This window comes from Butyricicoccus intestinisimiae, from assembly GCF_018918345.1.
GTDB lineage: Bacteria > Bacillota > Clostridia > Oscillospirales > Butyricicoccaceae > Butyricicoccus_A > Butyricicoccus_A intestinisimiae.
Genome location: NZ_JAHLQI010000006.1, coordinates 164,072 through 189,136, shown reverse-complemented (window position 1 = coordinate 189,136; position 25,065 = coordinate 164,072). Strand labels below are relative to the sequence as shown.

The window sequence follows — 25,065 nt, the reverse complement described above, 5'->3', positions numbered from 1 at the left end:
TTCATCAATGATTCATATCTTGAAAGGAGTATTTCGTACATGCTTGAATCATTATTTAAATTGAAGGAGAACCACACGAATGTCAAGACAGAAGTCGTTGCCGGTCTGACAACCTTTATGACCATGGCTTACATTCTCGCGGTCAATCCTTCCATCCTGTCGGCATCCGGCATGGATTCCAATGCCATTCTGATGGCAACCGCCATCGCATCCTTTATCGGCTGCTTCTGTATGGCATTGCTCGCAAACTATCCATTTGCACTGGCACCAGGTCTCGGACTCAATGCATACTTTGCATACACCGTTGTCGGACAGATGGGCTATTCTTGGCAGTTCGCATTGCTTGCTGTTTTCGTCGAAGGTCTGATTTTTATCGTCCTTTCCTTGACCAATGTGCGTGAAGCCATTTTTAACGCCATTCCGCTTCAGCTCAAAAAGGGTGTATCGGTTGGCATTGGCCTGTTTGTCGCTTTTCTGGGACTTCAGAACGCCAAGTTGGTCGTAGACAGCACCACGCTGGTTACGATCGTTGATTTTACCGAAAACTTCCACACAGTCGGTATCGGCGCGCTGCTCGCAGTCATCGGTCTGCTGCTCATTGCTATTCTGCATGTCAAGAACGTCAAGGGTTCCATCCTGATCGGCATTCTGGTCACTTGGGTACTGGGCATTGTGTGTCAGCTCACCGGTATTTATCAGGTAGATGCTGCCAACGGCTTCTATTCTCTGATTCCGTCCTGGTCGAGCTTTGACATTACCTCGATTCGTCTGACCTTCGGTCAGTGCTTCAATCTGGCTGGTACGGATTTCAATATTATTGACTTTATCGTCATCATTTTTGCCTTCCTGTTTGTCGATCTGTTCGACACGCTGGGCACACTGATTGGCGTGGCAAATAAGGCAGATATGCTGGATGAAGAAGGCAAGCTGCCGCGCATCAAGCAGGCTCTGCTCGCTGATGCACTCGCAACCTCCGCCGGTGCCATTCTGGGTACTTCTACCACAACAACCTTTGTGGAAAGCTCCTCCGGCGTCGCTGAAGGCGGCAGAACCGGTCTGTCTTCCATTGTAACCGGTCTGCTGTTCTTGGTTTCCATTGTCTTTGCTCCGGTATTTACCACCATTCCGAGCTTCGCAACCGCTCCGGCTCTGATTTTTGTCGGCTTCCTGATGATTTCCGCCGTCGTGCAAATCAACTTCAACGACCCGACCGAATCCATTCCTGCTTATCTGTGTCTGGCCTGCATGCCGCTGACCTACAGCATCTCGGAAGGCATCTCCATCGGTGTCATTTCGTATGTTGTCATCAATCTGTTCTGCGGCAACCGCAAGAAGATCACACCGCTGATGTACGTTTTGGCAATTCTGTTTGTTTTAAAGTACATTTTCCTGTAATTCACCACATAAAGTGCAATCATCCCGCCGTCTCAATGACAGCGGGATGATTTTTTAATATTCTTTTTTCGCTCGAATACGCATGGAAACCGCAATGGAAACCGGAAAGCACAGCAGAATGACAACCCACACCACGCCGAACACAAGCTGTACGACAGAGGTAACTGCCGCCGGCATCTCGTTGATCTCTGCCAGCGCAGAGATCCCTGCGAACAGGATGATAAACAGCAAGATGTTGACGATGCGCCCGCGCTCGACACCGAACCGATACATGACCGGAATTTCAATCTCCATATACAGCAGCGCCGCCAGCACCGTCTGCACCATCGAGAGCAGCCATTGTGTCCACGTCAAATCCATTTTTCCCGCCGCAAGCGCCAGCACGCCGATAACAATTCCCCACAAAACGCCGCAGCCTGTCACGATAAGCAGGCTGATGTATCGCGAAACGACAATCTGCCGATTGGACAGCGGCATGGCAGCACAGTAGCTGTCCCAATGATACCACGATTCATACGAGAAAAAGCTGACGCCCGTCATACAGCCAATCATGACCGCCATATAGCTGCATATGGTTCCGCCGCCCAGCATGACGCCGACCGCCGCCAGACCGACGAAGTACAGCAGATAAAAGCTTTTTTTCGAGGTTCCCGCCAGCTGCATCAAATCATATTTTACCAAGCCTTTCATTGGTCTGCACCGCCTTCCAGCAAAATCAAGATTTGTTCAACATCCGCGCTGTCGCACACAAACTGCGGGTATTTTTCCTGCATGCGTTCGCGTCCTACGCACAGCGCTTCAAACGAATACGCCTGCTTTTTGACGCCGAGAATATCTTCCGGCTGCATCTGTCCGAGCTGTTCCGGACTGCCCTTGAGCACAATATATTCGTTAAGCAGCGTATCTTTCTCTACATCAATCCGCATTTTTCCGTGCGATAAAATCAAAATATTGTCTGCCACGCGATCCAAGTCGCTGGTAATGTGCGTGGACAGCAGCACGGTGTGCTCGCCGTCCTCAATGAACGTCTGCAAATCGTCCAAAATCTGCTCGCGGGCAACGGGGTCCAATCCGCCTGTCGGCTCATCCAGCAGCAGCAATTTCGGGCTGTGCGCCATTGCCGCCGCAATAGACAGCTTCTGTTTCATGCCGCGGGAAAATGTCTTGATTGTCTTATGTTCCGGCAGTTCATAGTGCTCACACAATCCCAGAAAAACATCCTGCGACCAATTGTGATATATATCGCCCAGCACGCTGTCTATCTGCCGAATCTTCAGCATTTCACTGAAACAGCAGGCGTCATACACGACGCCGATATCCTGCTTGGTCTGCGCGTCTATCGGCCGTCCCAAAAACGAAATTTCTCCGGCATCGATATGCGCCGCGCCCAAAATGCTGCGCAAAATCGTCGTCTTGCCCGCACCGTTTCTGCCGACCAGTCCGGTAATGGTTCCCTGCTCCAAAGAAAAATTTACGTTGTCCAGAGCAAAATCTCCGTATTGCTTGCACAGTCCCTTGACTTCCAATGCCTTCATCTCTCGCCACCTCCAAATAGAATATGCAGCGTTTCTCGCACTTCTCGTTCGGAAATATCCGCACTCTTTGCAATCTCTACAGCTTCCAGTAATTTTTGCTCTATGCGTCTGCGGTGTTCCTCGCGCACCTGCTCCGCGTCCTGCTGCGCGACATACGTGCCGCGCCCCTGCATGGTCTCGACAAAGCCCTCCCGTTCCAGTTCTTCATACGCCCGCTTTGTCGTAATGACGCTGATATGCAGGTCTTTCGCCAGCGTCCGAATGGACGGCAGCTGTTCTCCTGCCGGAATCTCTCCGGATAAAATCTGCGCCTTCATCTGTTCGGCAATCTGCTCGTAAATCGGTTTGCCGCCGGTATGCTGCAAAAGAATCTGCACGGCAACCACCTCCGTATATACTGTATATATTCTATATATACAGTATATACGGGTTCGTGTTTTTTGTCAAGCCGCTGCGCAAAAAAAGAGGCGGGTCGCTCCGCCTCTTGTCTTCAAATTTCCCTTCGTTTGTTTTTCATCCAAATGCGGTGCAGTCCGTACAGCACCATGTCATCCACGCGCCGGACAGTCTCTGTCAAATACGGCGCGGCGAGTTCTGCATCGGTTCCTGTAAGATACACCGTCAAATTGTCTCCGAGCTGATCTCTGCATCTGCCAATCATGCCGTCAATCATAGATGCCGTGCCATTGAGCATGCCGGACGCCATGGCATCCATGGTATTTTTCCCGAGCAGTCCAGTGTGCGGCCGCGTCAGCCCGATGGACGGCAGCTGTGCCGCCTTGGTATGCAGCGATTCCAATCCGATACGCATGCCCGGTGCAATGATGGAGCCGACCAGCGCGCCGCTCTCATCCAGCGCGGTAAACGTAACCGCCGTATTCATATCAATCACCAGCGCCGGAAGCTGTTTTTTCGCCGCCGCTTCCACAGCCACGCACACCAAGTCGCTGCCAACTACGCGCGGATTGTCCATGCGGATACTCAGACCCGTCTTGACGCCGGACGACACATTGACCACCTCGCAGCGGCACAAAATCTCGACCGCCTCGCGCAGCACGCCGCTGAGTGCCGGAACGACAGAGCAAATAATTGCGCCGGAAATCTTGCCCGCATCACATCCGCGCAGACGCAGAACGCTGTCTATCCCGCAGGCGTACTGCTCCGCCGTCTGCCGTGTCTCGGATGCAATATGAGAAACCACACACAAATTGCCTTGTCTGTCAAAGCACCCCAATGTGATGGCTGAATTTTGTATATTGATTGCAAGCAGCATGTGCCTGTCCCCTTTCCCGTGTATATGTCTGCTATTATATGCCGATTTTGCGCTGCTTGCAAGAGGTATCCACCGGCAGGCGGTCTGCCAGCCACACCAACGGTATGCTGAGTACAAACCAAAGCAAGCCATATTTGATGCAGATTTGCCCCGCCAGATTGCCCAGCTCACGGGAATAATCCCAAATGTGCAGCTGCATGCCCAAGTTAAAAATACAACCGAAAATAAATTCGACAAACAGCACGGTCACTGCGCTTGCCATGGCGCGAACGGGCAGCCGATACCGATATAATGTATCAGAAACCAATCCCATCAGTCCGAAGCAAATTCCGCCCGCCAGCGCCATCGACCAATGCGACCAGCCGCGGAACAGAATTTCCAAAAACGGATACCCCCAAAACCCATATGCCATCAAAATCATCGTCTTTTCTATCCGACTCAAACCACATCACCTGTTTTTTAGCGTTCCCTGTTGGGCAGAGAATATTCTATGCGAAAGCGACATATCCTGTCTGGGGAGGTGTGTGTTATGAAATATTTTTGTCACGGTGCGCCGATGGTTCACCCGCGCTACCGCCCGCGGCGAGCCAGCGCAGACTTCAAAAGCCGCCGCGGTTCTCTCAATGAGCAGCGATATACGCCTTCCGTGCACTTTACGAAATGATATTCGTGCGGTATACTATGTTCAAATACATCGAACCCCCATTTCCCACAGATGGGGAATGATTCTGAATTTGAGGTGATTGTATGAGCATGAACACAGCGCCCAATGCGGAGCGCGTACATATCGGCATTTTCGGCAAGCGCAACGCCGGAAAATCCAGTCTCATCAACGCGATGACCGGACAAGACCTCGCCATTGTCTCCAACATCGCAGGCACAACGACAGATCCGGTCTCCAAAGCCATGGAATTGCTGCCGCTCGGTCCTGTCGTGATGATTGACACCCCGGGTCTGGATGACATCGGTGCGCTCGGCGCCCAGCGCGTCCGGAAAGCCATGCAGGTGATGAACAAGTGTGATTTGGCGGTTGTCGTCGTTGATGCATCGGAGGGACTGACCGACGCACACACGGATTTGCTCGCTCGTCTGAAGGCAAAAAACATTCCGCATCTCATTGCCATGAACAAGTGTGATTTGTTGGATGCCGTTCCGGCAGATACCGAGCACATGCGCTATGTCAGCGCAGCTGCCGGAACCGGCATCTATGCACTCAAAGAAGCCATTGCACATCTTGTGCCGACCGGAGACAACGGGCGGCGCATTATTGCTGATCTGTTACAGCCCAATGATTTTGTCGTGCTCGTCGTGCCCATTGATTCCGCTGCACCCAAAGGCCGCTTGATTCTGCCGCAGCAGCAAACCATCCGCGATATCTTAGAAGCCGGTGCGACCGCCATCGTCTGTCAGGACACCGAGCTGAAAGCCACGCTGAAAAAGCTCGGCCAGCCGCCGCGCATGGTCGTGACAGACAGTCAGGCATTCCGGCGCGTCTCCGCCGACACACCGGATGATGTGCCGCTCACCTCATTTTCTATCCTGTTCGCCCGCTACAAAGGCCGATTGGACAGCGCCGTGCGCGGCGTCACCGCCCTGCGTCAGCTGCAAGACGGCGATACCGTGTTAATCTCCGAGGGCTGCACGCATCATCGGCAATGCGATGACATCGGCACGGTCAAGCTGCCCAAATGGATCGAGGACTATACCGGAAAATCGCTGCATTTCGAATTTACCAGCGGCGGCGCGTTTCCGGAAAATCTGTCTCCGTATCAGCTCATTGTGCACTGCGGCGGCTGTATGCTCAACGAGCGGGAGATGAAATCCCGCATCGCCTACGCCGAGGACGAGGGTGTACCGATGACCAACTACGGCATTCTGATTTCCTATATCAACGGCATTCTCCCCCGCGCGGTCAAGCCGCTGGGGCTGGAGCTATAGCAAAAAAGGCATCCCATCGGGATGCCTTTTCTCATGCAATGATTGTTATTTGTCGCCGTACTTGGAAGCCTGCGAAGCAATCAGCTCTGCATCTTCAAAATAGTTGATTTTCATAGCGGCGCGCACATCGTGCAGCGTCTGTGCTGCCTCAGCCTGTGCAACGGCGCTGCCGTTCTTGAGGATTTCATACACTGCCGGAATATCCTTTTCATATTCCTTGCGGCGCGCACGAATCGGCTCCAGCTCTGCCTGCAGGACGTTGTTCAGGAACTTCTTCACCTTTACATCGCCCAGACCGCCACGCTGGTAGTGCTCCTTGACCTCATCCAGATTTGCATAATCCGGCCAGAATTCTGCAAAGTACTCCGGACGGCAGAAGGCATCCAGATAAGTAAATACCGTGTTGCCCTCGATTTTGCCCGGATCCTGTACGCGGATGTGCTCCGGATCGGTGTACATGCTCATGACCTTCTTGCGCACGTCCTCTGCGCTGTCCGACAGATAAATGCAGTTGCCCAGAGACTTGGACATCTTAGCCTTGCCATCGGTGCCCGGCAGACGCAGGCACGCCTGATTCTCCGGCAGCAAAATCTGCGGCGTAACCAGTGTCTCACCGTATACGCTGTTAAACTTGTGCACGATTTCGCGGGTCTGTTCTACCATCGGCATCTGATCCTCACCGGCCGGAACCGTGGTCGCACGGAACGCCGTGATATCGGACGCCTGACTGATTGGATATGTAAAGAATCCAACCGGAATGCTCGTTTCAAAATTGCGCATCTGAATTTCCGACTTTACCGTCGGATTGCGCTGCAGACGAGATACGGTGACCAGATTCATATAGTACATGGTCAGCTCGGTCAGCTCCGGCACCTGAGACTGAATGAACAGTGTAGACTTTGCCGGATCCAAACCGCAGGACAGATAATCCAGCGCAACCTCCAAAATATTCTGACGAATCTTTTCCGGATTGTCTGCGTTATCAGTTAATGCCTGTGTATCTGCAATCATAATGAAGATTTTATCGTATTCACCGGAATTTTGCAGCTCTACGCGGCGTCTCAGGGAACCAACATAATGTCCCAGATGCAGTTTGCCGGTCGGACGGTCGCCGGTTAAAATAACTTTACCCACTGTATTTCCTCCTAAAAACGACATTTTCCCTGTCGTCTGTTTTTTTGCTTCTTTTATAATGTAATACAAATTGCACAAAAAAGCAAGTTCTAACTGAAATCTTGGGCATATTTTATACTTTGCTATACGCGAACCATCTGTTCCAGCGCGGCAGCCGCTGCCGCCATCTGCTCCGGTTCTTTCCTGCGCAGCGCGTGGCGCGCCTCTTTCACCGCTGCATCCAGCTGCTTTTTGTGTGCGCGATCCATGCTCTTGCGCTTTTCCGCCGCCTGATACGTCAGCTGCTCCAGTTTGGTCTTGTATTCCATGCCTGCGCGAATCTTGCTGTCCTCTGCGGCGTACTGCTCCGCGTCATGAATCGCCTGCTGAATGTCCGCTTCGCTCATGTTATTGGAACCTGTGACGGTGATTTCCTGCATTTTTCCCGTGGTCAAATCGCGGGCGGACACATTGACAATGCCGTTGGTGTCGATTTCAAACGTGACTTCAATCTGCGGCATACCGGTCGCAGAGCGCTTGATGCCGCCCAGCATAAACGAGCCAAGGCTTTTGTTCTGCTTTGCCATCGGGCGCTCTCCCTGTAAAACATTGACCTTTACACGCTTCTGAAATGCGCCGGCAGTCGTGAAAATCTGGCTTTTTTTAATCGGAATTGTCGTGTTCTTATCAATCAGCTTGGTAAACACGCCGCCGACCGTCTCAATGCCAAGCGACAGCGGTGTGACGTCGAGCAGAAGCAGCCCCCGCACCTCTCCGGACAGCACACCGCCCTGCAAACAGGCACCCATTGCCACGCACTCGTCCGGATTGATGCCCTTAAACGGCTGGCGTCCCGTCAGCTTTTGCACTGCTTCGTTGACCGCAGGAATGCGGCTGGAGCCGCCAACCATAAGCACCTTGCTGATGTCCGGCAGATTTAATCCGGAGTCTGCCACCGCCTGATACACAGGATCTAGTGTCGCCTGCACCAGATGATTGGTCAGCTCATTGAATTTTGCCCGTGTCAGCGTCATCTGCAAATGCTTGGGTTCTCCGCGCTTCACGGCGATGTACGGCAGCATGATTTCCGCCGACAGCGCGGAGGACAGCTCTTTTTTCGCTTTCTCCGCCGCCTCGCGCACGCGCTGCATCGCCGCCGAATCGCGGCTCAAATCAATGCCTTCGGCTTTTTTAAACTCGGACAAGATATACTCGCAAACGCATTTGTCAAAGTCATCGCCGCCGAGTCGGTTGTTGCCCGCCGTCGCCAGCACCTCAATCACGCCGTCGTTGATGTCGAGCACGGACACATCAAACGTGCCGCCGCCCAAGTCATAGACGAGAATTTTCTGTGCCTGCTCTTTGTCAATGCCATACGCCAGCGCGGCGGATGTCGGCTCATTGATGATGCGCTGGACATGCAGACCGGCAATCGTGCCCGCATCCTTGGTCGCCTGCCGCTGTGCGTCCGTAAAATATGCCGGCACCGTGATGACAGCCTCTGTCACAGGCTCACCGAGATAGGTCTCTGCATCGCTTTTGAGCTGGCGCAGAATCATAGCAGAAATTTCCTGCGGCGAATACTGCTTTCCGTCAATAGAAATGCGCCGATCCGTGCCCATGTCGCGTTTGATGGAGGAAATGGTGCGGTCCGGATTGACCGCCGCCTGCCGTTTTGCCGTCTCACCAATCAATCGCTCTCCATCCTTGGTAAAGGCAACGACAGACGGCGTGGTGCGCCCGCCCTGTGCATTGGGAATGATGACGCGCTCTCCGCCCTCATATACGGCAACACAGGAATTTGTGGTGCCCAAATCAATTCCGATAATTTTCGACATGGTATTTCTCTCCTCCGGTGCTTCCTGCCATTTGTGTCACGTTCTCTTTGTAAATTGTCTGCCGCAGCAGTTGCACGTAATCGTAATCCTGCCCTTTCCCTTCGGCACGCGAAGCGTCGCTTTGCACTGCGGGCATCCGAAAAACCTGTGTGTTTTTCTCTGCTGAAAATTCAGCTTTCTGCGCTGAAAAAATCCGACAAATGCTATATTTTCTCTGTGTCTCTTGGGAAGATTACGCGACATCACACGAAAATATCCATAAACAAATACCAAAACGGATATCTCATATGCAATCATATGCGCAACCTGATTCGGAATCAAGCGGCTTGCAAACATCGCAAGGATAGACGCCCAAATCAACGTGTTGGACAACGCATCAAAGCCGTTTCTGCCTGCCATAAATGCCATCAGCCTGTACTTCATACATTTCACCTCAAACGAACTTTTTCTGTATTGTATTTATTGTAGCATACCATATCCGTGTAAAACACAACAAATCCGCATGTTTTTGTAAACAATTTATGAAGCCGGCTGCAGGAATGCAGCCGGCTTCTCCAAAAACACGCAATTGTTCAGCTCGCATCCTCAAACTGCGACTGGTACAGTCCGGCATAAAAGCCGTTCTGCTCCAGCAGCTGCTGATGCGTGCCCTGTTCGATAATATCTCCGTCCTTCATGACGAGAATCAAATCTGCATCCCGAATCGTGGACAGGCGGTGTGCAATGACAAACGAGGTGCGTCCCTGCATCAAATGCGCCATCGCATCCTGAATCAGCTGTTCGGTTCTGGTGTCAACAGAGGACGTTGCCTCGTCGAGAATCAAAATCGGATTGTCTGCCAAAATTGCACGCGCAATCGTGAGCAGCTGTTTCTGACCCTGCGAGACATTGGACGCCTCTTCGTTCAGTTCCATCTGATATCCGCCCGGCAGCGTGCGGATGAATCGGTCTGCGCGCGCCGCCTTGGCCGCCGCAATGACTTCTTCATCGGTTGCATCCAGTCTGCCGTACCGGATATTTTCCATAATCGTTCCCTTAAACAGCCAAGTGTCCTGCAAAACCATGCCGAAGCCCTCACGCAGGTCCGAGCGGTTGAAATCGCGAATATCATGACCGTTGAGCCGGATGGCACCGGAATTGACATCGTAAAATCGCATGAGCAGCTTGACCATGGTGGTTTTGCCCGCGCCGGTCGGACCGACAATCGCTACCATTTGTCCCGGCTTGACGTCACAATTGAAATCATGGATGACCAGATGATCCGGCTTGTAGCCAAACTGGACATGCTCGAAAGAAACCTGACCATTGATGCAGTCCGGAGATGCCGGATTCTCAACCGTCTGCTGCTCCTCCTCCTCATTGAGGAATTCGAAGATGCGCTCGGCAGAAGCCGCCATGGACTGCAGCATATTGGATACCTGTGCCAGCTGGGTAATCGGCTGGGTAAAGCGCTTGACGTACTGAACAAACGATACAATGCCGCCGATTTCAATGGTTCCGTTAGCTGCCAGCATCGCGCCGACAATCGCCACCGCTACATATCCCAGATTGCTGACAAAGTTCATGACCGGCATCATAAGACCGGACAAAAATTGGCTCTTCCATGCGGATTCATACAAAATATCGTTGGTCTTTTTGAAATTCTCCAGTTCCGTCTGCTCTCGATTGAACGCCTTGACCACCTGATGACCGGAGAATGTCTCCTCAATCTGGCCGTCAATTTCTCCCAGATATTTCTGCTGTGCCTTAAAGTATTTCTGCGATTTCTTGACCACCAGCATAATCAGCAGCATGGAAACCGGCAGGATAATCAGCGAAATCAGCGTCATGAGCGGAGAGATCGTCAGCATCATGGCAATGACGCCGATGACCGTACACAGCGAGGTAATCAGCTGGGTGACCGACTGATTGAGCGACTGTCCCATGGTATCAACATCGTTGGTGATGCGCGATAGCACATCGCCGACCAGATGCGATTCAAAATATCCCAGCGGCATCCGATTGATTTTCTCGCTGATGTCGCGGCGCATCTTGCGGCACATTTTCTGTGAAATGCCCGTCATGAGCCAGCCCTGAATCAAGCCGAACAGCGCACTGACAATATACAGAATGATCAGCCCCAGCAAAATCTTGCCGATTTTATCAAAATCAATGCTGCCTGTGCCGGAAATTTTTGCCATCAGGCCGTGAAATAATTCGGTTGTTGCGTTGCCGAGAATTTTCGGGCCAACAACCGTAAAAACGGTCGAGCCAACCGCAAAAATCAGCACAAAGAGCAGTGCAATTTTATACACGCCCATGTACTTGAGCAGTTCCCGCAGCGTCCCCTTAAAGTTTTTCGCCTTTTCTGTCGGCGCACCGGGTCCGCGCCGCATCATTCCTCTTCTTGGTGCCATTATGCGCGGCCTCCTTTCTCTACGCCCGCCAGCTCTGCCTCAGACAGCTGGCTCTTTGCAATTTCCTGATAGGTCTCACACGAAGCCAACAATTCTTCATGCGTGCCGGAGCCGACAAGCTTACCCTCATCCAGTACAAGAATGTTGTCCGCGTGCAGAATCGTTGAAATGCGCTGTGCGACAATAATCACAGTTGCATCCGCCGTCTGCTTGGAAAGCTCCTTGCGCAGCGTCAAATCGGTCTTATAGTCCAGTGCAGAGAACGAATCGTCAAACAGATAAATCTTCGGATGCTTGGCAATTGCACGCGCAATAGACAAGCGCTGTTTTTGTCCGCCGGACACATTGGTGCCGCCTTGAGAAATCAGCGAGTTGTACCGATCCACCTTGGAATCAATAAATTCGGTTGCCTGCGCAATGTCAGCCGCCTGCTGCATATCTGCATCGGAAATGTTCTCGCCGCCGTATTTCAGATTGCTCTCAATGGTTCCGGAGAACAAAACACCCTTCTGCGGCACATAGCCCATCAGGCTGCGCAGCTTGTTCTGGCTCATCTCACGCACATCGACACCGTCAATGCGCACTGCGCCCTGCGTCACATCAAAGAAACGCGGAATCAGCCGAACAATCGTCGACTTGCCGCAGCCGGTAGAACCGATAATCGCAGTTGTTTTTCCCGGCTCTGCAGTAAATGAAATGTGTGACAGCGCCGGCTCATCAGCATCCGGATAGGTAAACGAGACATCCTGAAACGTCACATAGCCCTTCGGCTGTTCCAGCAGCGCGTCCTTTGTTCGCTCCGGATCGTGCAGAGAAATCGGTGTGTCCAGCACTTCCACAATGCGGTCTGCGGCTACGCCTGCGCGCGGCAGCATAATCGAAATCATCGTCAGCATCAGGAAGCCCATGACAATGACCATGGAATACGTGATAAACGCTGTCAGGTCACCGACCTGCATGGTGCCCGCGTCGACGTTGTGTCCGCCGACCCAAACAATCAGAACTGAAATGCCGTTCATGACAAACATCATCACCGGCAGCATAAAGGTCATCGTGCGGTTGGTAAACAGCTGGGTCTGAAACAGATTCTGGTTTGCCTCATCAAAGCGCTGTTCCTCGTGCTTTTCCCGACTGAATGCACGAATCGGCATAATGCCGGTCAGCATTTCACGAGAGACCAGATTCAGGCGGTCTACCAGCTTCTGCATGATTTTAAATTTCGGCATCGCGATGCCGGTCAGTGTGCCGATGCACGCCATCATGACAACAACGGCGAGAACAATTGTCCAGCCCATGCTGGAGCCGGTCTTGACTACCATGATAATGCCGCCGATTGCGACAATCGGCGCGTACAGCACCATGCGCAGCAGCATGACCGAAACCATTTGAATCTGCTGAATATCATTGGTAGAACGCGTAATCAGCGACGCTGTCGAAAATTTTTCCATCTCTGCATCGGTAAACTGCATGACCTTCTCGTAAATGGAAGTGCGCAAATCGCGTCCGACTTTTGACGAGGTGACGGATGCAATCAAGCCGACCAAAATCGCCGCGATTGCCATAATCACAGCCATGAGCAGCATTTTTCCGCCGACGGCAAACAGATAGGCATTGCGCACCTGATTCAGGTCAATGCCCTGTGCCTGATATTCTGCGGACACATAATTGACGGCGATTTCCGTCAAAAAAGTGTCTGTCATGTCTCCCATTTTGGAAAACGCTTCATCCATCTGCGAAATCAGCTGTTCTTTGGTCATTGCGCCGGCGGCCACCGCCGCTTTGATTTGCTCCGGTGCTCCCTTGGTCTTGTCGCTGCTGCGCATCTGATACACCGTGGCTTCCGGCTTGCGCAGAATATTGTTGAGCGTCTCACGGTCTGCATCGTCCCGCAGTGTCCGAACGCCGGATACATTTGGCTGTGTATACGCCTGCTCCACTGTCTGTGTGTCAGCATCCGTCATAAACAGCTCCAGCGTCTCCAGACTGTCCGCGCGCACGGTATCCATCACGCCGTCTGCAATGCCGCCCTGCTGCAAGCCGACATTCAGGACGTCGCTGGTGTACGTCGGCAGCGCCAAATCACAGTACGCCTGTACGACCAGACAGCAAATCGCCGCAAAAATTGCCAGCTTATGCTTTGCTAGAAATTGAAAAATATTTTTCATATGGTTGCTTCTCCTGCTATGTTATTTGTCCTGAGACAGTTCATCTATCACGTTTTCCATGTTGTCCATGATCTCATCCCAAAGGCATAACATCTGATCAATATGTTCTTCGGGTGTACGCGCCAGAACGCGTTCCCAGAAGTCCTGTATTTCTTCCCAATTGCGCCTGCACTGTTCTGCGCCCGCTTCTGTCACAGATACCAGTGTATTTCTCCGGCAATTCGGATCTACTTTGCGGACAATCAAGCCGTCTGCCTCCATCTTTTTCATCAGACGGGAAATTGCCGATGTCTGCATACAGCACACCTGCGGCAGCTGAGAAACCGGAATGTCCGGATTTTTTTTACTTAGACGGCACATGACATGCAGCAGCTCGGTTTCCGCTTTGGTCATGCCCTCGCACAGCTTCCACATCTGAATCTGCCGCATTCGCTTCATGCGGTTCCAAACCGCCACGCAATGTTCGCTTGATTCCATACGCTCCTCCCTTCTGCGCAATGCTTAACATTGTTAATTATTAACCGTGTCATCAATCATAGCAGGCGTTTGTGATAAAACGGCGAATAAAATATGAATAAATCGTAAACACAAAAATCATACCGGCAAATGCAGCGCGAATCCAAACACCACGCCGCCGACCGCCGACATACAGATAATTAAAATCGGATGCACGCCTTTTTTCATCAGTGCGAGCATCGCGCCCAGAATGCACAGCGCACAAAACAGCTGCACGACATCGCCGGACGCAATCGCCAGCCCGTGCGGAAACAAAACCTGTCTGCCAATCGAGTACAGTGATGCGGCAATCATGCCGACAACCGCCGGATTGAGTCCCGCCATGGCGCCGCGCACAATGCGGCTGCGCTGAAAGGCGCGAAAGCAGCGGGCAACGAGTAAAATAATGACAAACGCAGGCAAAATGACGCCCAGCGTCGCACACAGTGCGCCCGCCATTCCGCCGATCATCTGCCCGATATATGTCGAGATATTGACGGCAAACGGACCGGGCGAGCTTTCGCTGACCGCAATGAAATTGACGAGATCCTCTGTTGAAATCCAATGATGCGCCTGTACCTTCTGCTGAATCAGCGGAAGCATCGCATAGCCGCCGCCAAACGTAAACGCGCCGACTTCAAAAAACGTAGAAAACAGCTGCCAGTATATCATGAACGTGTGCCCTCCTTTGCCATGGTGTACAGCACGCCTGCCACGGCGCAGCCGAGCAGCACGACAATCGTGTTCATCTGCAAAACCGCCACGCAGGCAAATGCCGCCAGCATGATGCATACGGCAAACACATGCTTTTGGCAGGAATGATACATCGTGAGCAAGGCGCGCAGCAGCAGCGCCAGTACGCCGACGCGAATGCCCCAAAACGCATACTGCACCGCCCGCAGCTGCTCTAATTTCGGCAGAATCGCCGCCAGACAAGCGATGATGCAAAACGCCGGCAGCACCACACCAACTGTCGCGGCAGTTGCTCCCGCCACGCCCGCGACATGGTAGCCGACAAACGTTGCCGCATTGACCGCAATCGGCCCCGGTGTCGATTCCGAAATCGCGACAATGTCCAAAATGTCTTTTTCGCTGATCCATTTTTTATTGTCCACCATTTCCCGTTGGATGAGCGGAATCATCGCATATCCGCCGCCAAACGTAAACGCGCCGATTTTGAGAAATACCAACAGCAGTTCCCAGACGCGCTGTTTTTTCTGATGCATAACAAACTCCCTTCGTGAAATACAAATTCATCTCTATGTATTATTATATAAGAAAACGTTTTCACGGTCTATTTGCAATTTGCATAGAGTCTCACATTGCTTTTTCGTTTGCGTGTGTTATACTTAAAAAGTATGATTTTCTCAAAAAAGGAGTGCACGTCATGAAACGGGAACGGGATCTCACCACAGGAAATATCACAACCAGCTTGTGGCTGTTTGCCCTGCCGCTCATGCTCGGCAATGTCATGCAGCAGCTGTACAATCTGGTGGACACGTGGGTCGTCGGCAGATATATCGGAGATACGGCGCTTGCGGCGGTCGGCTCCTCGTATACCATTCTGACCTTTTTAACTTCTGTTATTATCGGTCTGTGCTTGGGCAGCAGTGCCTTTTTGTCCATAGCATACGGCAGGCGCGATTTGCCCGCCATGCGAAACGGCATTTTTCTCTCCTGCAGCACGATCGGCGTGCTGTCTCTCTGTCTGATGCTTGCGTTTTATCGCTTTCTCGACCCCATCATTTTCTTTCTGCGCGTCCCGAAAGAGACGGTTGCAGATATGCACACCTATCTGTTTTATGTATTTTTCGGCTTTTTTTCCACATTTTTATACAATTATTTTTCCAACGTTCTGCGCGGCATCGGAAATTCAGCCATTCCGCTGTTGTTTCTCGCCGTCTCTGTCGTGTTAAATATTTTTTTGGATTTGTACTGTGTCATTGTTTTGCACTGGGGCATTATGGGCGCAGCGCTCGCCACTGCCGCTTCGCAATGCGTCTCCGGCATCGGCATCACCGTATACTTTCTAAAAAAGTTTCCGCAGTACCGCGTGACGCGCAGGGACGTGTGCTGGAACAGAGAAAATCTCCGCAGCATTCTCTCGCTGTCCGGCTGCACCTGCCTGCAGCAGTCTGTCATGAATTTCGGCATTCTGCTGGTGCAAGGCATCGTCAACAGCTTCGGTACCGCCGTCATGGCTGCTTTTGCCGTTGCGGTAAAGATTGATACCATTGCATACATGCCGGTGCAGGATTTTGGCAATGCATTTTCCGTATTCGTCGCGCAAAATTACGGCGCACAAAAGTCCGCACGGATTGCTTCTGGTGTGCGTTGTGCATTTGCCAGCGTTGCCGTGTTCTGTGTGATCATCAGCAGCTTAGTCTGGCTCTGCGCGCAGCCGCTCATGCAGCTGTTTGTAGACGCTTCCAGCGCGCAAGTGGTCCGCATCGGTGTCCAGTATTTACAGATTGAGGGCGCCTGTTACATTGGCATCGGCATATTGTTCTTGCTGTATGGCTATTATCGCGCCGTCAACCGCCCGCAGATGTCGGTGGTGCTCACCGTCTGTTCGTTGGGTACGCGTGTGGCGCTCGCTTATCTGTTGTCCGGCATCGCCGTGATTGGCGTCATCGGTATCTGGGTGTCGATTCCTATCGGCTGGTTCTTCGCAGATGCTGTGGGAATCGGATATTATTTTCTGCTGAAAAAGCGGCAAATACACGCAAAAAGAGATGCCTGACGGCATCTCTTTGTTGTTTATGCTTTGTTTTTGCGCAGGCTGCGGCGTAAAAATTTGCTGACCGTATCGTTAAACACATCTGCGTTGTCTGTGTTGGCGTTGTGCGAGGCGTCCGGAATGACGGTCATCGGATAGCCTTGTTTTTCCGACCAAATGCGGCAGTACTCCGCAATTTTTCCGGTGTAATCCATCGCACCGATGGCGAGCATGACCGGACAGCGGAACTGTACCACGGCTTTGTGCGTGAAGCGGTCGCCATATGCCGCCGCAAACGCCTGCACCATCTCTTTTTTGCTCATCTGTTCAAACATATGCAGTGCATTTTGATAGCCGTACAGCGTCTGTGTGCGCTTGCGCGCCAATCCTGTCTGCAGCATACGCTCCGGCAGACGCTTGACCGTCTGCGGCACTTTTTTCAGCTCTTTCTGATCGAATTCCGGATACAGCGCCACGCCGAACGGCATTGCACTGACGCCGACAAACGCCTGTACCATCTCCGGCCAGCGCGAAGCAAACTCCTGACAGACATATCCGCCGATGCCGTGACCGACCAGAATCGCCTGCTTGATGTGTTCTCTGTCCGTGATCTGTTTCAATTCCTCCGCCGCATGTGCATAGGTAAACGCATGATACGGGCGGGAGCGGCCGTGCATCGGCAGATCCCACAGCAAAACGTGATAGTTGAGCCGAAAAAATGGGAGCTGCTTGTCAAACAGCCGATGATTGGCGCACAGCCCATGCGTGAATATAATCCATGGTGCCTGTGCATCTGCGTTTTTTTCAATCCAATAATAGGTTGCACCTCTTGGAGAAGATACCAGTCTTCCAACCATGTGATCGCCTCCTGCCGCTGTGTTATCTCTGTGCGGGTGCCTTGTGTGCGCGGAACAGTTCAATCATATAATGCGTCAAATCCAGCGGATTTTCTTCGTATGCCGGCGGAATCTCCTCCGGCGTATACCATCCGGCTTCCTTGAGTTCTTCCTCCTGCAGCTTGACCTGATCGCTTCCCGTGAGCTCTGCCCAGAAGCCGATCATCTGCGCACCGGAGAAGCCCCACGGCTGATTGCCGTAATACTGAATGTTGGTGACATCCAAACCGGTTTCTTCCTTGACTTCGCGCTTGACGGTCGTTTCAAACGTCTCGCCCACGCTCATATAGCCGGACACCAGTGCATACACCGGATTTTTATAGACTGAAGAACGGGTCAGCAGGATTTTACCGTTGTTTACGATGCCGACAATAATCGCCGGGCTGATTGCCGGATACGTCACTGCATGACACTCGTCATTGGTGCAGCGCATCGCCAGCTCCTTGCCGTCCGGCTTCATCGGTGCACCGCAGCAGCCGCAGAAGCGGTGGTTTTGAAACCACTGGAACAAATGCAGCGCGGTCACGGAGCCGAGACGCAGCCATGTCGGCTGTACCGTGCGCAGATAGCGCGACACCTCGCGCCGCAGCTGCTGTTTGATGGCATCGTCCGGATCGAGCACAGTAAAGAACTGGGTGCCTGCCTGCTCAAAAATATGTACCAGTTCGCTGTTGTCGCCGCCCAGCCGCTTCCAGTCGGCATATGTCGGCAGACTGCCGGTTTCCGGCACGACAAATACATCGGTTTTTTCAAAAATCAGAACATAATCGCTGTCCTGCGGCTTTGGTTTTGCAAATTCTGTATCAATGGTATTGCGTCCAATATCCTGAATCATCGTGTTTTCCTCCACCATCACACACTGTGACGTTTTTATTTTTCATTTCCGGGAATATATCCCCTCCTCATTATACGACCCTGCAGACAAATTGCAAGTATTTCCTTGTCTGCTGTTGAAGCGAAATCAAAAAAAACGTATAATAGCATAGAAAGAAACCGGAGGGATTACTTATGAACCAATCTCTGCCAGACATGACCTCTCTGCGGGAGGAGATTGTCAACACCGCGCAGAAAGCCTATCGTGAGGGTATGATGGCTGCAACCAGCGGCAATTTGAGCTGCTATGATGCGGCATCCGGCCGCATCGCCATCACGCCAAGCGGTATGGATTATACCATCATGAAACCGGAAGACATCGTCATCATTGATTTGGACGGCAACGTGCTTTCCGGACACAAGCCGTCTTCCGAATGGAAAATGCACGCGGAGATTTATCGGCATCTGCCGCAATACCGCGCCATCGTGCACACGCATTCGCCAAACGCCACAGCTTATGCCGTGCTGCGCAGGGAAATTCCCTGTGTGCTCGTGGAAATGCTGCTGTTTCTCGGCGGAAGCATTGAGGTTGCGGACTATGCCGCACAGGGCAGCGCCGCAGTCGGCACCCATTGCCTGCCGATTCTCAGCCGCAAGCCTGCCGCGCTGCTCGCCAATCACGGCGTTGTGACGGCGGCGGATTCGCTGGCGCAGGCGTACACGAACGCCGTTTATGTAGAAGATTCCGCGAAAATCGTCCGGCTGGCAATGAGCACCGGCTGTCCGATTCCGGCTGTCATTGATGAGGAAGGAAGCAAATCCATATGAGCGAATATTTATCCGATCATGTTCATCTGAGCGATGACGGCACCGCCGTCGTCATTCTCGACCAGACCCAACTGCCCAACCGCACGCAGTATCTCACGCTGCGCACCGCACGGGAAATGTACGATGCCATTCAGAGCTTACAGGTGCGCGGCGCGCCGTGCATCGGCATTTGTGCGGCGTATGACCTCTATGTGCTGGCACAGCAGGCAGATGCCGCGCTGTCTGCGGCGGATTTTCTGTCCAAGCTGCGCGAACAAGCGAAGTATCTTGCCTCCTCCCGCCCGACCGCAGTAAATCTGCGTTGGGCACTGGATCGCATGCTGCACACCGCCGAGCACTGTGCAGATCGCGCCGACCGCTTATCTGTCCTGCGCGACGAATGCCTTGCCATTCATAAAGAAGACATTGCCATGTGCCGTTCCATTGCGGAATACGGTCTGTCTCTCGTCAAAGACGGAGACGGCATCCTGACGCACTGCAATGCCGGACCGCTAGCAACGTCCCGCTACGGCACAGCGCTCGGCCCGCTGTTTTTGGGCAAGGAACGCGGCTACAAGTTCCACGTCTTTTCCGACGAGACGCGCCCGCTGCTGCAGGGTGCGCGGCTGACTTCGTATGAGCTGAGCCGCGGCGGCATTGATGTGACACTGATTTGCGACAACATGGCGAGTCTGGTCATGAAAAACGGCTGGGTGCAGGCTTGCTTTGTCGGCTGTGACCGCGTCGCGGCAAACGGCGATGCCGCGAATAAAATCGGCACATCGGGTGTGGCAATTCTCGCAAAGCATTACGGCATCCCGTTCTATGTCCTCGGTCCGACCTCAACGATTGACTTGAACTGTGCAACCGGTGAGGATATTCCGATTGAACAGCGCGATCCGGAAGAAATCAAGGAGAAATTTTACGCAGAGCCGATGGCACTGCCGGAGGTTAAATGCTACAATCCGGCGTTTGATGTGACGGATCACACGCTGATTTCCGGCATTGTAACGGAATACGGCATCTGCCGCCCGCCGTATACTGAGAGCCTGCGCGCTGTATTTGACAAAAAGCACGCCGGCATTCCCTTCGGCGCACCAGAGGAGGAACACGCATGAACACACGACTGTACAACGCCCGTATTTTGACGATGGCGGACGGATTTGAACCAATTTGGGGCGAAATCTGGATTCAGGACGACAAAATCATCTATGTCGGCGAGGAAAAACCGTCTGACCTGCATTGGGATGTCGAGCGCAATGTCTGCGGCAATCTCATTCTGCCCGGCTTTAAAAACGCACACACCCACTCTGCGATGACGTTCCTGCGTTCGTATGCGGATGATTTGCCGCTGCAGGACTGGCTCAACAAACAGGTGTTCCCGATGGAAGCCAAGCTGACCGAGGAGGATATTTATCATCTGTCCAAGCTCGCTTATCTGGAATATTTGACCAGCGGCATCACGGCAAACTTTGACATGTATCTGACGCCGGATTCCATTGTACAGTCGTCCATCGACACCGGATTCCGCACGGTGCTGACGGGTGCTGTCAACGATTTCAGCCAGTCCGCGGCGCTGGTCGGCGAATGGTATCAGAAATACAATGGCTATCACCCACTCATCTCCTTTGAGCTGGGATTTCATGCAGAATACACGACTTCCCGCAATATTCTGGACGATTTGGCAGCGCTGGCGCACCTGTATCAAGCACCGGTGTACACGCACAATTCCGAGACTGCCGGAGAAGTCGCTTCGTGCATGGAAAAGCACGGCATGACGCCGACACAGTATTTGGATTCGCTGCATCTGTTTGATTTTGGCGGCGGCGGCTATCACTGCGTCCACTTCACACCGGAGGACATTGCAATTTTCAAAAAGCGCAGCATGTCCGTCATCACCAATCCAGCTTCCAATTTGAAGCTGGCGAGCGGCATTGCACCGATTCAGGATATTTTACAGGCGGGCGTCAATCTGGCAATCGGAACCGATGGTCCGGCGAGCAACAACTGCCTCGACATGTTCCGTGAGATGTTCCTGACCACCGCTCTTGCCAAGGTTCACGAAAACGATGCGTCTGCTGTTGATGCCAACGCGGTGCTGTACGCGGCAACCGTCGGCGGCGCAAAGGCAATGCGCCTGACCGATTGTGAGACTTTGACCGCCGGTTCGCAGGCGGATTTGATTGTCATTGATCTCAATCAGCCGAACATGCAGCCTGTCAACAACATCAGCAAAAATCTGGTGTACAGCGGCAGCAAGCAGAATGTACAGCTGACCATGATTGCCGGCAAAATTCTGTACGAAAACGGCACCTTTGACGTTGGAACCGATGTGCAGGAAATTTACCATACCTGTTCTGAGATTACACAAAAGCTCAAAACCAAGTAAGTATCACGCAAAAAAAGCTGTTGCAGGTTTCATCCTTGCAACAGCTTTTTTATTGTACGCTCTCGTTTAGTTTTTGCTTTCGCTCGCGCCAGTCCGGCAGATAGCGTTCCACATACGCCCAAAACCGTTCGTTGTGGCTTGCTTCGAGCAGATGGCACAGCTCGTGCACCACGACATATTCGACACACGGCAGCGGCTTTTCCGCCAGCGCCAAACTCAGCCAAATGCGGTGCGCCGCATAATTGCACGTTCCCCACCTGGTTCGCATACGCTTAATATGCCATTCTCTCACTTCTACGCCAATAATATCCGCCCATCTGGTCAGCAGGTGTTCCGCTTGTTCGTGTAACTGTGTCCGCTGCCACACTTCCACCCATGCTTTACGCTGTTCCGGCGTGCTGTCTTTCGGCGCAGACAAGAGCAGTACATCACCGGTGCGCTGCACGCTTCCGCGCCTGCCCGTCTCCTGCACGAGCAGGTGCAGCGGCACGCCAAAATGATACATGCATTCGCCGCTTTGATACTGATGCTGCGGATATTCCATGCGGATTTTTTCCTGTTGGACATGAATCCAGCTCTCATGTTCCTGCACAAAGCGGTCAATCACCCGATTGGACGTTCGCGTCGGAACCGACAGACGAACCGTCCCCTCCGGCGGGCGAACGGTCAGATTCATCGACCGAATGCGCTTGCGCACAATTTGAACGGAAATTCCTGCTATGATTCGTTCTCTCATCGCTTCAAGGTCCTCAAATACTGTTTGTGTTGGTCGGTGACGCGGCGGCTCTCTATGGCCTTTTGAATGGTCTTGTTATGAACCCATAGATTTAACCGATCGGTTTGCAAATACCCAATTGTGCTGTCCCACTGCTTGGCGAGTGCCGTGGCAAAATACCACGCCTGCATCATCTGCACATAGTATTCCTCCGACTGCACCTGTGCCGCCCACAGCAGATATTCCGGCTCAAACGCATCGTCCAGATAAAAGGACAGGAGCATATTAAGTCCAAACCGAATGGTATATATCCGTTCAGACGAAAGCCACGTTCGAATCTCCCGCAAAAATTCCGGCAGATGCTTTTTGACGCACTTGGGGCGCAGACTGTCGCAGGTTGCCCAATTGTCGATGTACGGCAAAAACGCGTGTAATTCTGCCAAAAGCGTCGGATAGTCTGTGATTTGCTCCAGCAAAAACGCATGTAAATTGTTTTCTTCATAATAGGTATGCGGCAGCGCGTGCAAAAATGCCTGCGCCTCCGGCTGTCCTGCACACCGCTTTGCCATGCTGCGCAAAATCGGCGTCCGCACACCAATGATACGATTCGAATCTATGGTCGGAATCAGCTTTTTGTGAAAGTCTTTGTATGCTTGATCGCGCAGAGCAAACAATTGCCGTTGAATTTCCGTCATGCTTCGCCCTCCGTGTGCTGTCCGCGCGGAGGTGCTCCCGTGCCATCCCGCCGCTTAAGCGTCATCGCCATGGCGATGGCGGCAAGCGGAATCGCCGCGATACAGCCAATCGCCGCAATGCCCGTATACAGCAGCACCTGAAACAGCGCTTTGGAATTGAGAATATAGCCAAACGAATATCCCCAATAGCAAATAATGTTAAACAGCAGCAACGATTCTCCGACGCAGGCAAAAAACAGGGTGTTCATGGTGGTCGCCAGAATTTCCCGTCCGATTTTGAGACCGGAGCCGAACAGCTGCGACGGCAGCAGCGACGGATTGTTCTCGTGCACTTCATAGACGGCGGAGGTCACCGCAACCGCCGCGTCCTTGATGGCGCCGAGCAGGCTGAGCAAAATCACCGCGATTTCCACCTGCAGCATGGACAAGCCGACGTTGCCATCCAAAAACAGACCGTCATCCAGATTGATTTTCACCTCGCTGTATCCGCCTGCATGCCCCTTGCAGCACAAAATCATGCCGATGAGAAACAGGATGATTTCCACCGCCAGAATCACAGCAAAAGCGACTTTCGTTTTGAGATTGTATCCGTTTTGATAGAACAAAATCAAAACCGTCAGCAGCATGCCTGCAATGGCGCTGACCGGCAGCGGCGAAATGCCCAGCGTAATCGCATACAGCACGGCTGCCAAAATGCCGACATTCATCAAAATGGTCAAAAACGCCTGCAAACCGCGATCTCTGCCAACCGCCAGCATCAGCACCAACAATATAACAGCCAAAATCTTAACCATGTGCCGCCTCCTGTCTCTTTACCCACACGCGCAAAACCAGCTGCGTAATCGGAACTGCAAGTACCAAGCCGATAGAACCGGCCAAAAAGCGCACCATCTCAAAGGACAGCACATATTCCCACACGAACGACATTGTCATGGCATTGCGCAGCATGAGCAGCATGCCCGGCAGACCGCCGCAAATATAGGTAAAGAACAACACGTTGACCATCGTGCCCATGATGTCATCCGACACTGTGCGCACGGACTTTCTGAGCTGGTCATATGCGATGTGCGGATTTTGTTCCAGCAGTTCATCCGCTGTGGAAATCAGAGAAATAGCCACATCCATCACGGCGCCCAGTCCGCCAACCATTGTCTCACAGAAAAACAGAGCGCTAAGGTCATCCGGTACGACGGCATACTCCAGCATCTGATATTGCAGCGCCGGCGTCACCGCGCGCACCAACAAGTAAATACCCGCCGTGACTGCAATAGAAAGCAGCGTAACAACAATTGCCAACAGAGAACGCCGGTTGACGCCGTTGCCAATGAGCAGCGACAGCACGGTGAACAGGAAAATCATGCAGGCGGTCAGCGCCATAATGTTCCATCCCGTCAGATAGCAGTGCAGCGCAAAGAGCAGCAGCACAAGATTGATGCACACGGACAAAAACGAAAAAAATCCCGCACGATCCGCCACGGCGATCAAGCCAATCAGCAGCACAGCCACAAGCAAATACACCAATGTATCTCGCTTTTGTTCGAGAATTTTGCCCGTCGTGCCGTCGCGTGCCAAATCGACAAGCAGCTGGTCACCGACTGCATACGCTTCGTCCCGCACATTGGAATCGGTATATTGATTGGAAAGCGTCGCGGTTTTCCCCTTATACTCGCCGTTTAAAATGTTCGCCGTGATTGTCTGGACATAATAATTTTCTTTATCCGACAGCACGCCGGTCTGCGTTTCCGTGTGCTTCGTGCTGATATCCGTGATTTTCACTACGGTCATATCTCGGTACAGCCCCGCATCATGATTGACCAAGACATAGCCGATCACAGCAGCGACAATGAGTATCAGCAGCAAAATCTTTTTATTTCCCTTGCACG

Annotated in this window: 26 protein-coding genes; 7 read left to right on the top strand and 19 right to left on the bottom strand. The window is 52.5% G+C overall.

The window, feature by feature from the left end:
• Positions 1 to 39 precede the first annotated feature (39 nt).
• Positions 40 to 1,395 (top strand): NCS2 family permease, encoded by a 1,356-nt coding sequence (locus KQI75_RS11495; protein ID WP_216470940.1) that lies wholly within the window; start codon positions 40 to 42, stop codon positions 1,393 to 1,395.
• A 54-nt stretch (positions 1,396 to 1,449) separates the two neighbouring features.
• Here KQI75_RS11495 and KQI75_RS11490 read toward each other — a convergent pair whose 3' ends face one another.
• The 5 genes from KQI75_RS11490 to KQI75_RS11470 form a co-directional block, all read right to left on the bottom strand.
• Entirely contained in the window at positions 1,450 to 2,085 is a 636-nt protein-coding gene (locus KQI75_RS11490; RefSeq protein WP_216470939.1) for an ABC-2 transporter permease, read from the bottom strand.
• Positions 2,082 to 2,930, bottom strand: coding sequence for an ABC transporter ATP-binding protein (locus KQI75_RS11485; RefSeq protein ID WP_216470938.1), 849 nt, complete (start codon positions 2,928 to 2,930; stop codon positions 2,082 to 2,084). The genes KQI75_RS11490 and KQI75_RS11485 overlap by 4 nt, the downstream gene beginning before the upstream one ends.
• Positions 2,927 to 3,307 carry a GntR family transcriptional regulator gene (locus KQI75_RS11480; RefSeq protein ID WP_216470937.1) on the bottom strand — a complete coding sequence of 127 codons (381 nt, stop codon included), beginning with the start codon at positions 3,305 to 3,307 and terminating at the stop codon, positions 2,927 to 2,929. The genes KQI75_RS11485 and KQI75_RS11480 overlap by 4 nt, the downstream gene beginning before the upstream one ends.
• 113 nt (positions 3,308 to 3,420) lie before the next feature.
• A complete protein-coding gene (locus KQI75_RS11475) occupies positions 3,421 to 4,203 on the bottom strand; it encodes a type III pantothenate kinase (protein WP_216470936.1) in 783 nt (260 codons plus the stop codon).
• Between the two features lie 34 nt (positions 4,204 to 4,237).
• Positions 4,238 to 4,645, bottom strand: coding sequence for a putative ABC transporter permease (locus tag KQI75_RS11470; RefSeq protein WP_216470935.1), 408 nt, complete (start codon positions 4,643 to 4,645; stop codon positions 4,238 to 4,240).
• 87 nt (positions 4,646 to 4,732) lie between these two features.
• Here KQI75_RS11470 and KQI75_RS13715 point away from each other — a divergent pair, with 87 nt between their 5' ends.
• Positions 4,733 to 4,867, top strand: a complete 135-nt coding sequence (locus tag KQI75_RS13715; RefSeq protein WP_281416232.1) for a hypothetical protein — start codon at positions 4,733 to 4,735, stop codon at positions 4,865 to 4,867.
• Between the two features lie 83 nt (positions 4,868 to 4,950).
• Complete coding sequence (hydF, locus tag KQI75_RS11465; protein ID WP_216470934.1) at positions 4,951 to 6,141, top strand: [FeFe] hydrogenase H-cluster maturation GTPase HydF; 1,191 nt, start codon at positions 4,951 to 4,953, stop codon at positions 6,139 to 6,141.
• Between the two features lie 45 nt (positions 6,142 to 6,186).
• On the opposite strand, the gene trpS is transcribed toward hydF, so the two are convergent.
• From trpS to KQI75_RS11425, 8 genes are all read right to left on the bottom strand, one after another.
• On the bottom strand, positions 6,187 to 7,275 hold the full coding sequence (gene trpS / locus KQI75_RS11460; RefSeq protein WP_216470933.1) for a tryptophan--tRNA ligase: 1,089 nt from the start codon (positions 7,273 to 7,275) through the stop codon (positions 6,187 to 6,189).
• 122 nt (positions 7,276 to 7,397) lie between these two features.
• Positions 7,398 to 9,092 carry a molecular chaperone DnaK gene (gene dnaK, locus KQI75_RS11455; protein ID WP_216470932.1) on the bottom strand — a complete coding sequence of 565 codons (1,695 nt, stop codon included), beginning with the start codon at positions 9,090 to 9,092 and terminating at the stop codon, positions 7,398 to 7,400.
• 36 nt (positions 9,093 to 9,128) lie between these two features.
• Positions 9,129 to 9,515 carry a hypothetical protein gene (locus KQI75_RS11450; RefSeq protein WP_216470931.1) on the bottom strand — a complete coding sequence of 129 codons (387 nt, stop codon included), beginning with the start codon at positions 9,513 to 9,515 and terminating at the stop codon, positions 9,129 to 9,131.
• A 149-nt stretch (positions 9,516 to 9,664) separates the two neighbouring features.
• Positions 9,665 to 11,488, bottom strand: coding sequence for an ABC transporter ATP-binding protein (locus KQI75_RS11445; protein WP_246566634.1), 1,824 nt, complete (start codon positions 11,486 to 11,488; stop codon positions 9,665 to 9,667).
• Positions 11,488 to 13,653, bottom strand: a complete 2,166-nt coding sequence (locus KQI75_RS11440; protein ID WP_216470930.1) for an ABC transporter ATP-binding protein — start codon at positions 13,651 to 13,653, stop codon at positions 11,488 to 11,490. The genes KQI75_RS11445 and KQI75_RS11440 overlap by 1 nt, the downstream gene beginning before the upstream one ends.
• A gap of 21 nt (positions 13,654 to 13,674) precedes the next feature.
• A complete protein-coding gene (locus tag KQI75_RS11435; RefSeq protein ID WP_216470929.1) occupies positions 13,675 to 14,130 on the bottom strand; it encodes a MarR family winged helix-turn-helix transcriptional regulator in 456 nt (151 codons plus the stop codon).
• 117 nt (positions 14,131 to 14,247) lie between these two features.
• Positions 14,248 to 14,820, bottom strand: a complete 573-nt coding sequence (locus KQI75_RS11430) for a chromate transporter (protein WP_216470928.1) — start codon at positions 14,818 to 14,820, stop codon at positions 14,248 to 14,250.
• Entirely contained in the window at positions 14,817 to 15,374 is a 558-nt protein-coding gene (locus KQI75_RS11425; protein ID WP_216470927.1) for a chromate transporter, read from the bottom strand. Before KQI75_RS11425 ends, KQI75_RS11430 begins: the two co-directional genes overlap by 4 nt.
• A 161-nt stretch (positions 15,375 to 15,535) precedes the next feature.
• On the opposite strand from KQI75_RS11425, the gene KQI75_RS11420 reads away from it, so the two are divergent.
• Positions 15,536 to 16,891 carry an MATE family efflux transporter gene (locus KQI75_RS11420; protein WP_216470926.1) on the top strand — a complete coding sequence of 452 codons (1,356 nt, stop codon included), beginning with the start codon at positions 15,536 to 15,538 and terminating at the stop codon, positions 16,889 to 16,891.
• Between the two features lie 17 nt (positions 16,892 to 16,908).
• Here the strand turns inward: KQI75_RS11420 and KQI75_RS11415 are convergent, their stop codons facing one another.
• The gene (locus tag KQI75_RS11415) at positions 16,909 to 17,724 is read right to left on the bottom strand and encodes an alpha/beta fold hydrolase (RefSeq protein WP_216470925.1); all 816 of its coding nucleotides are present in this window, start codon (positions 17,722 to 17,724) and stop codon (positions 16,909 to 16,911) included.
• A 22-nt stretch (positions 17,725 to 17,746) separates the two neighbouring features.
• Entirely contained in the window at positions 17,747 to 18,598 is an 852-nt protein-coding gene (nudC, locus tag KQI75_RS11410) for an NAD(+) diphosphatase (RefSeq protein ID WP_216470924.1), read from the bottom strand.
• A 173-nt stretch (positions 18,599 to 18,771) separates the two neighbouring features.
• On the opposite strand from nudC, the gene KQI75_RS11405 reads away from it, so the two are divergent.
• From KQI75_RS11405 to KQI75_RS11395, 3 genes are read left to right on the top strand one after another with little or no spacing between them, the layout of a single operon-like run.
• Entirely contained in the window at positions 18,772 to 19,404 is a 633-nt protein-coding gene (locus KQI75_RS11405) for a class II aldolase/adducin family protein (RefSeq protein ID WP_216470923.1), read from the top strand.
• Positions 19,401 to 20,501 (top strand): S-methyl-5-thioribose-1-phosphate isomerase, encoded by a 1,101-nt coding sequence (mtnA, locus tag KQI75_RS11400; RefSeq protein WP_216470922.1) that lies wholly within the window; start codon positions 19,401 to 19,403, stop codon positions 20,499 to 20,501. Before KQI75_RS11405 ends, mtnA begins: the two co-directional genes overlap by 4 nt.
• Entirely contained in the window at positions 20,498 to 21,772 is a 1,275-nt protein-coding gene (locus tag KQI75_RS11395) for an amidohydrolase (RefSeq protein WP_216470921.1), read from the top strand. Before mtnA ends, KQI75_RS11395 begins: the two co-directional genes overlap by 4 nt.
• Positions 21,773 to 21,821: 49 nt before the next feature.
• Here the strand turns inward: KQI75_RS11395 and KQI75_RS11390 are convergent, their stop codons facing one another.
• Genes KQI75_RS11390 through KQI75_RS11375 form a run of 4 tightly spaced genes read right to left on the bottom strand, consistent with a single transcriptional unit; the run spans position 21,822 to position 25,042 of the window.
• Entirely contained in the window at positions 21,822 to 22,508 is a 687-nt protein-coding gene (locus KQI75_RS11390) for a M48 family metallopeptidase (protein ID WP_216470920.1), read from the bottom strand.
• Complete coding sequence (locus KQI75_RS11385) at positions 22,505 to 23,182, bottom strand: DNA alkylation repair protein (protein ID WP_216470919.1); 678 nt, start codon at positions 23,180 to 23,182, stop codon at positions 22,505 to 22,507. Before KQI75_RS11385 ends, KQI75_RS11390 begins: the two co-directional genes overlap by 4 nt.
• Entirely contained in the window at positions 23,179 to 23,976 is a 798-nt protein-coding gene (locus KQI75_RS11380) for a YibE/F family protein (protein ID WP_216470918.1), read from the bottom strand. Before KQI75_RS11380 ends, KQI75_RS11385 begins: the two co-directional genes overlap by 4 nt.
• Positions 23,969 to 25,042, bottom strand: coding sequence for a YibE/F family protein (locus KQI75_RS11375; protein ID WP_216470917.1), 1,074 nt, complete (start codon positions 25,040 to 25,042; stop codon positions 23,969 to 23,971). The genes KQI75_RS11380 and KQI75_RS11375 overlap by 8 nt, the downstream gene beginning before the upstream one ends.
• Positions 25,043 to 25,065: the final 23 nt, after the last annotated feature.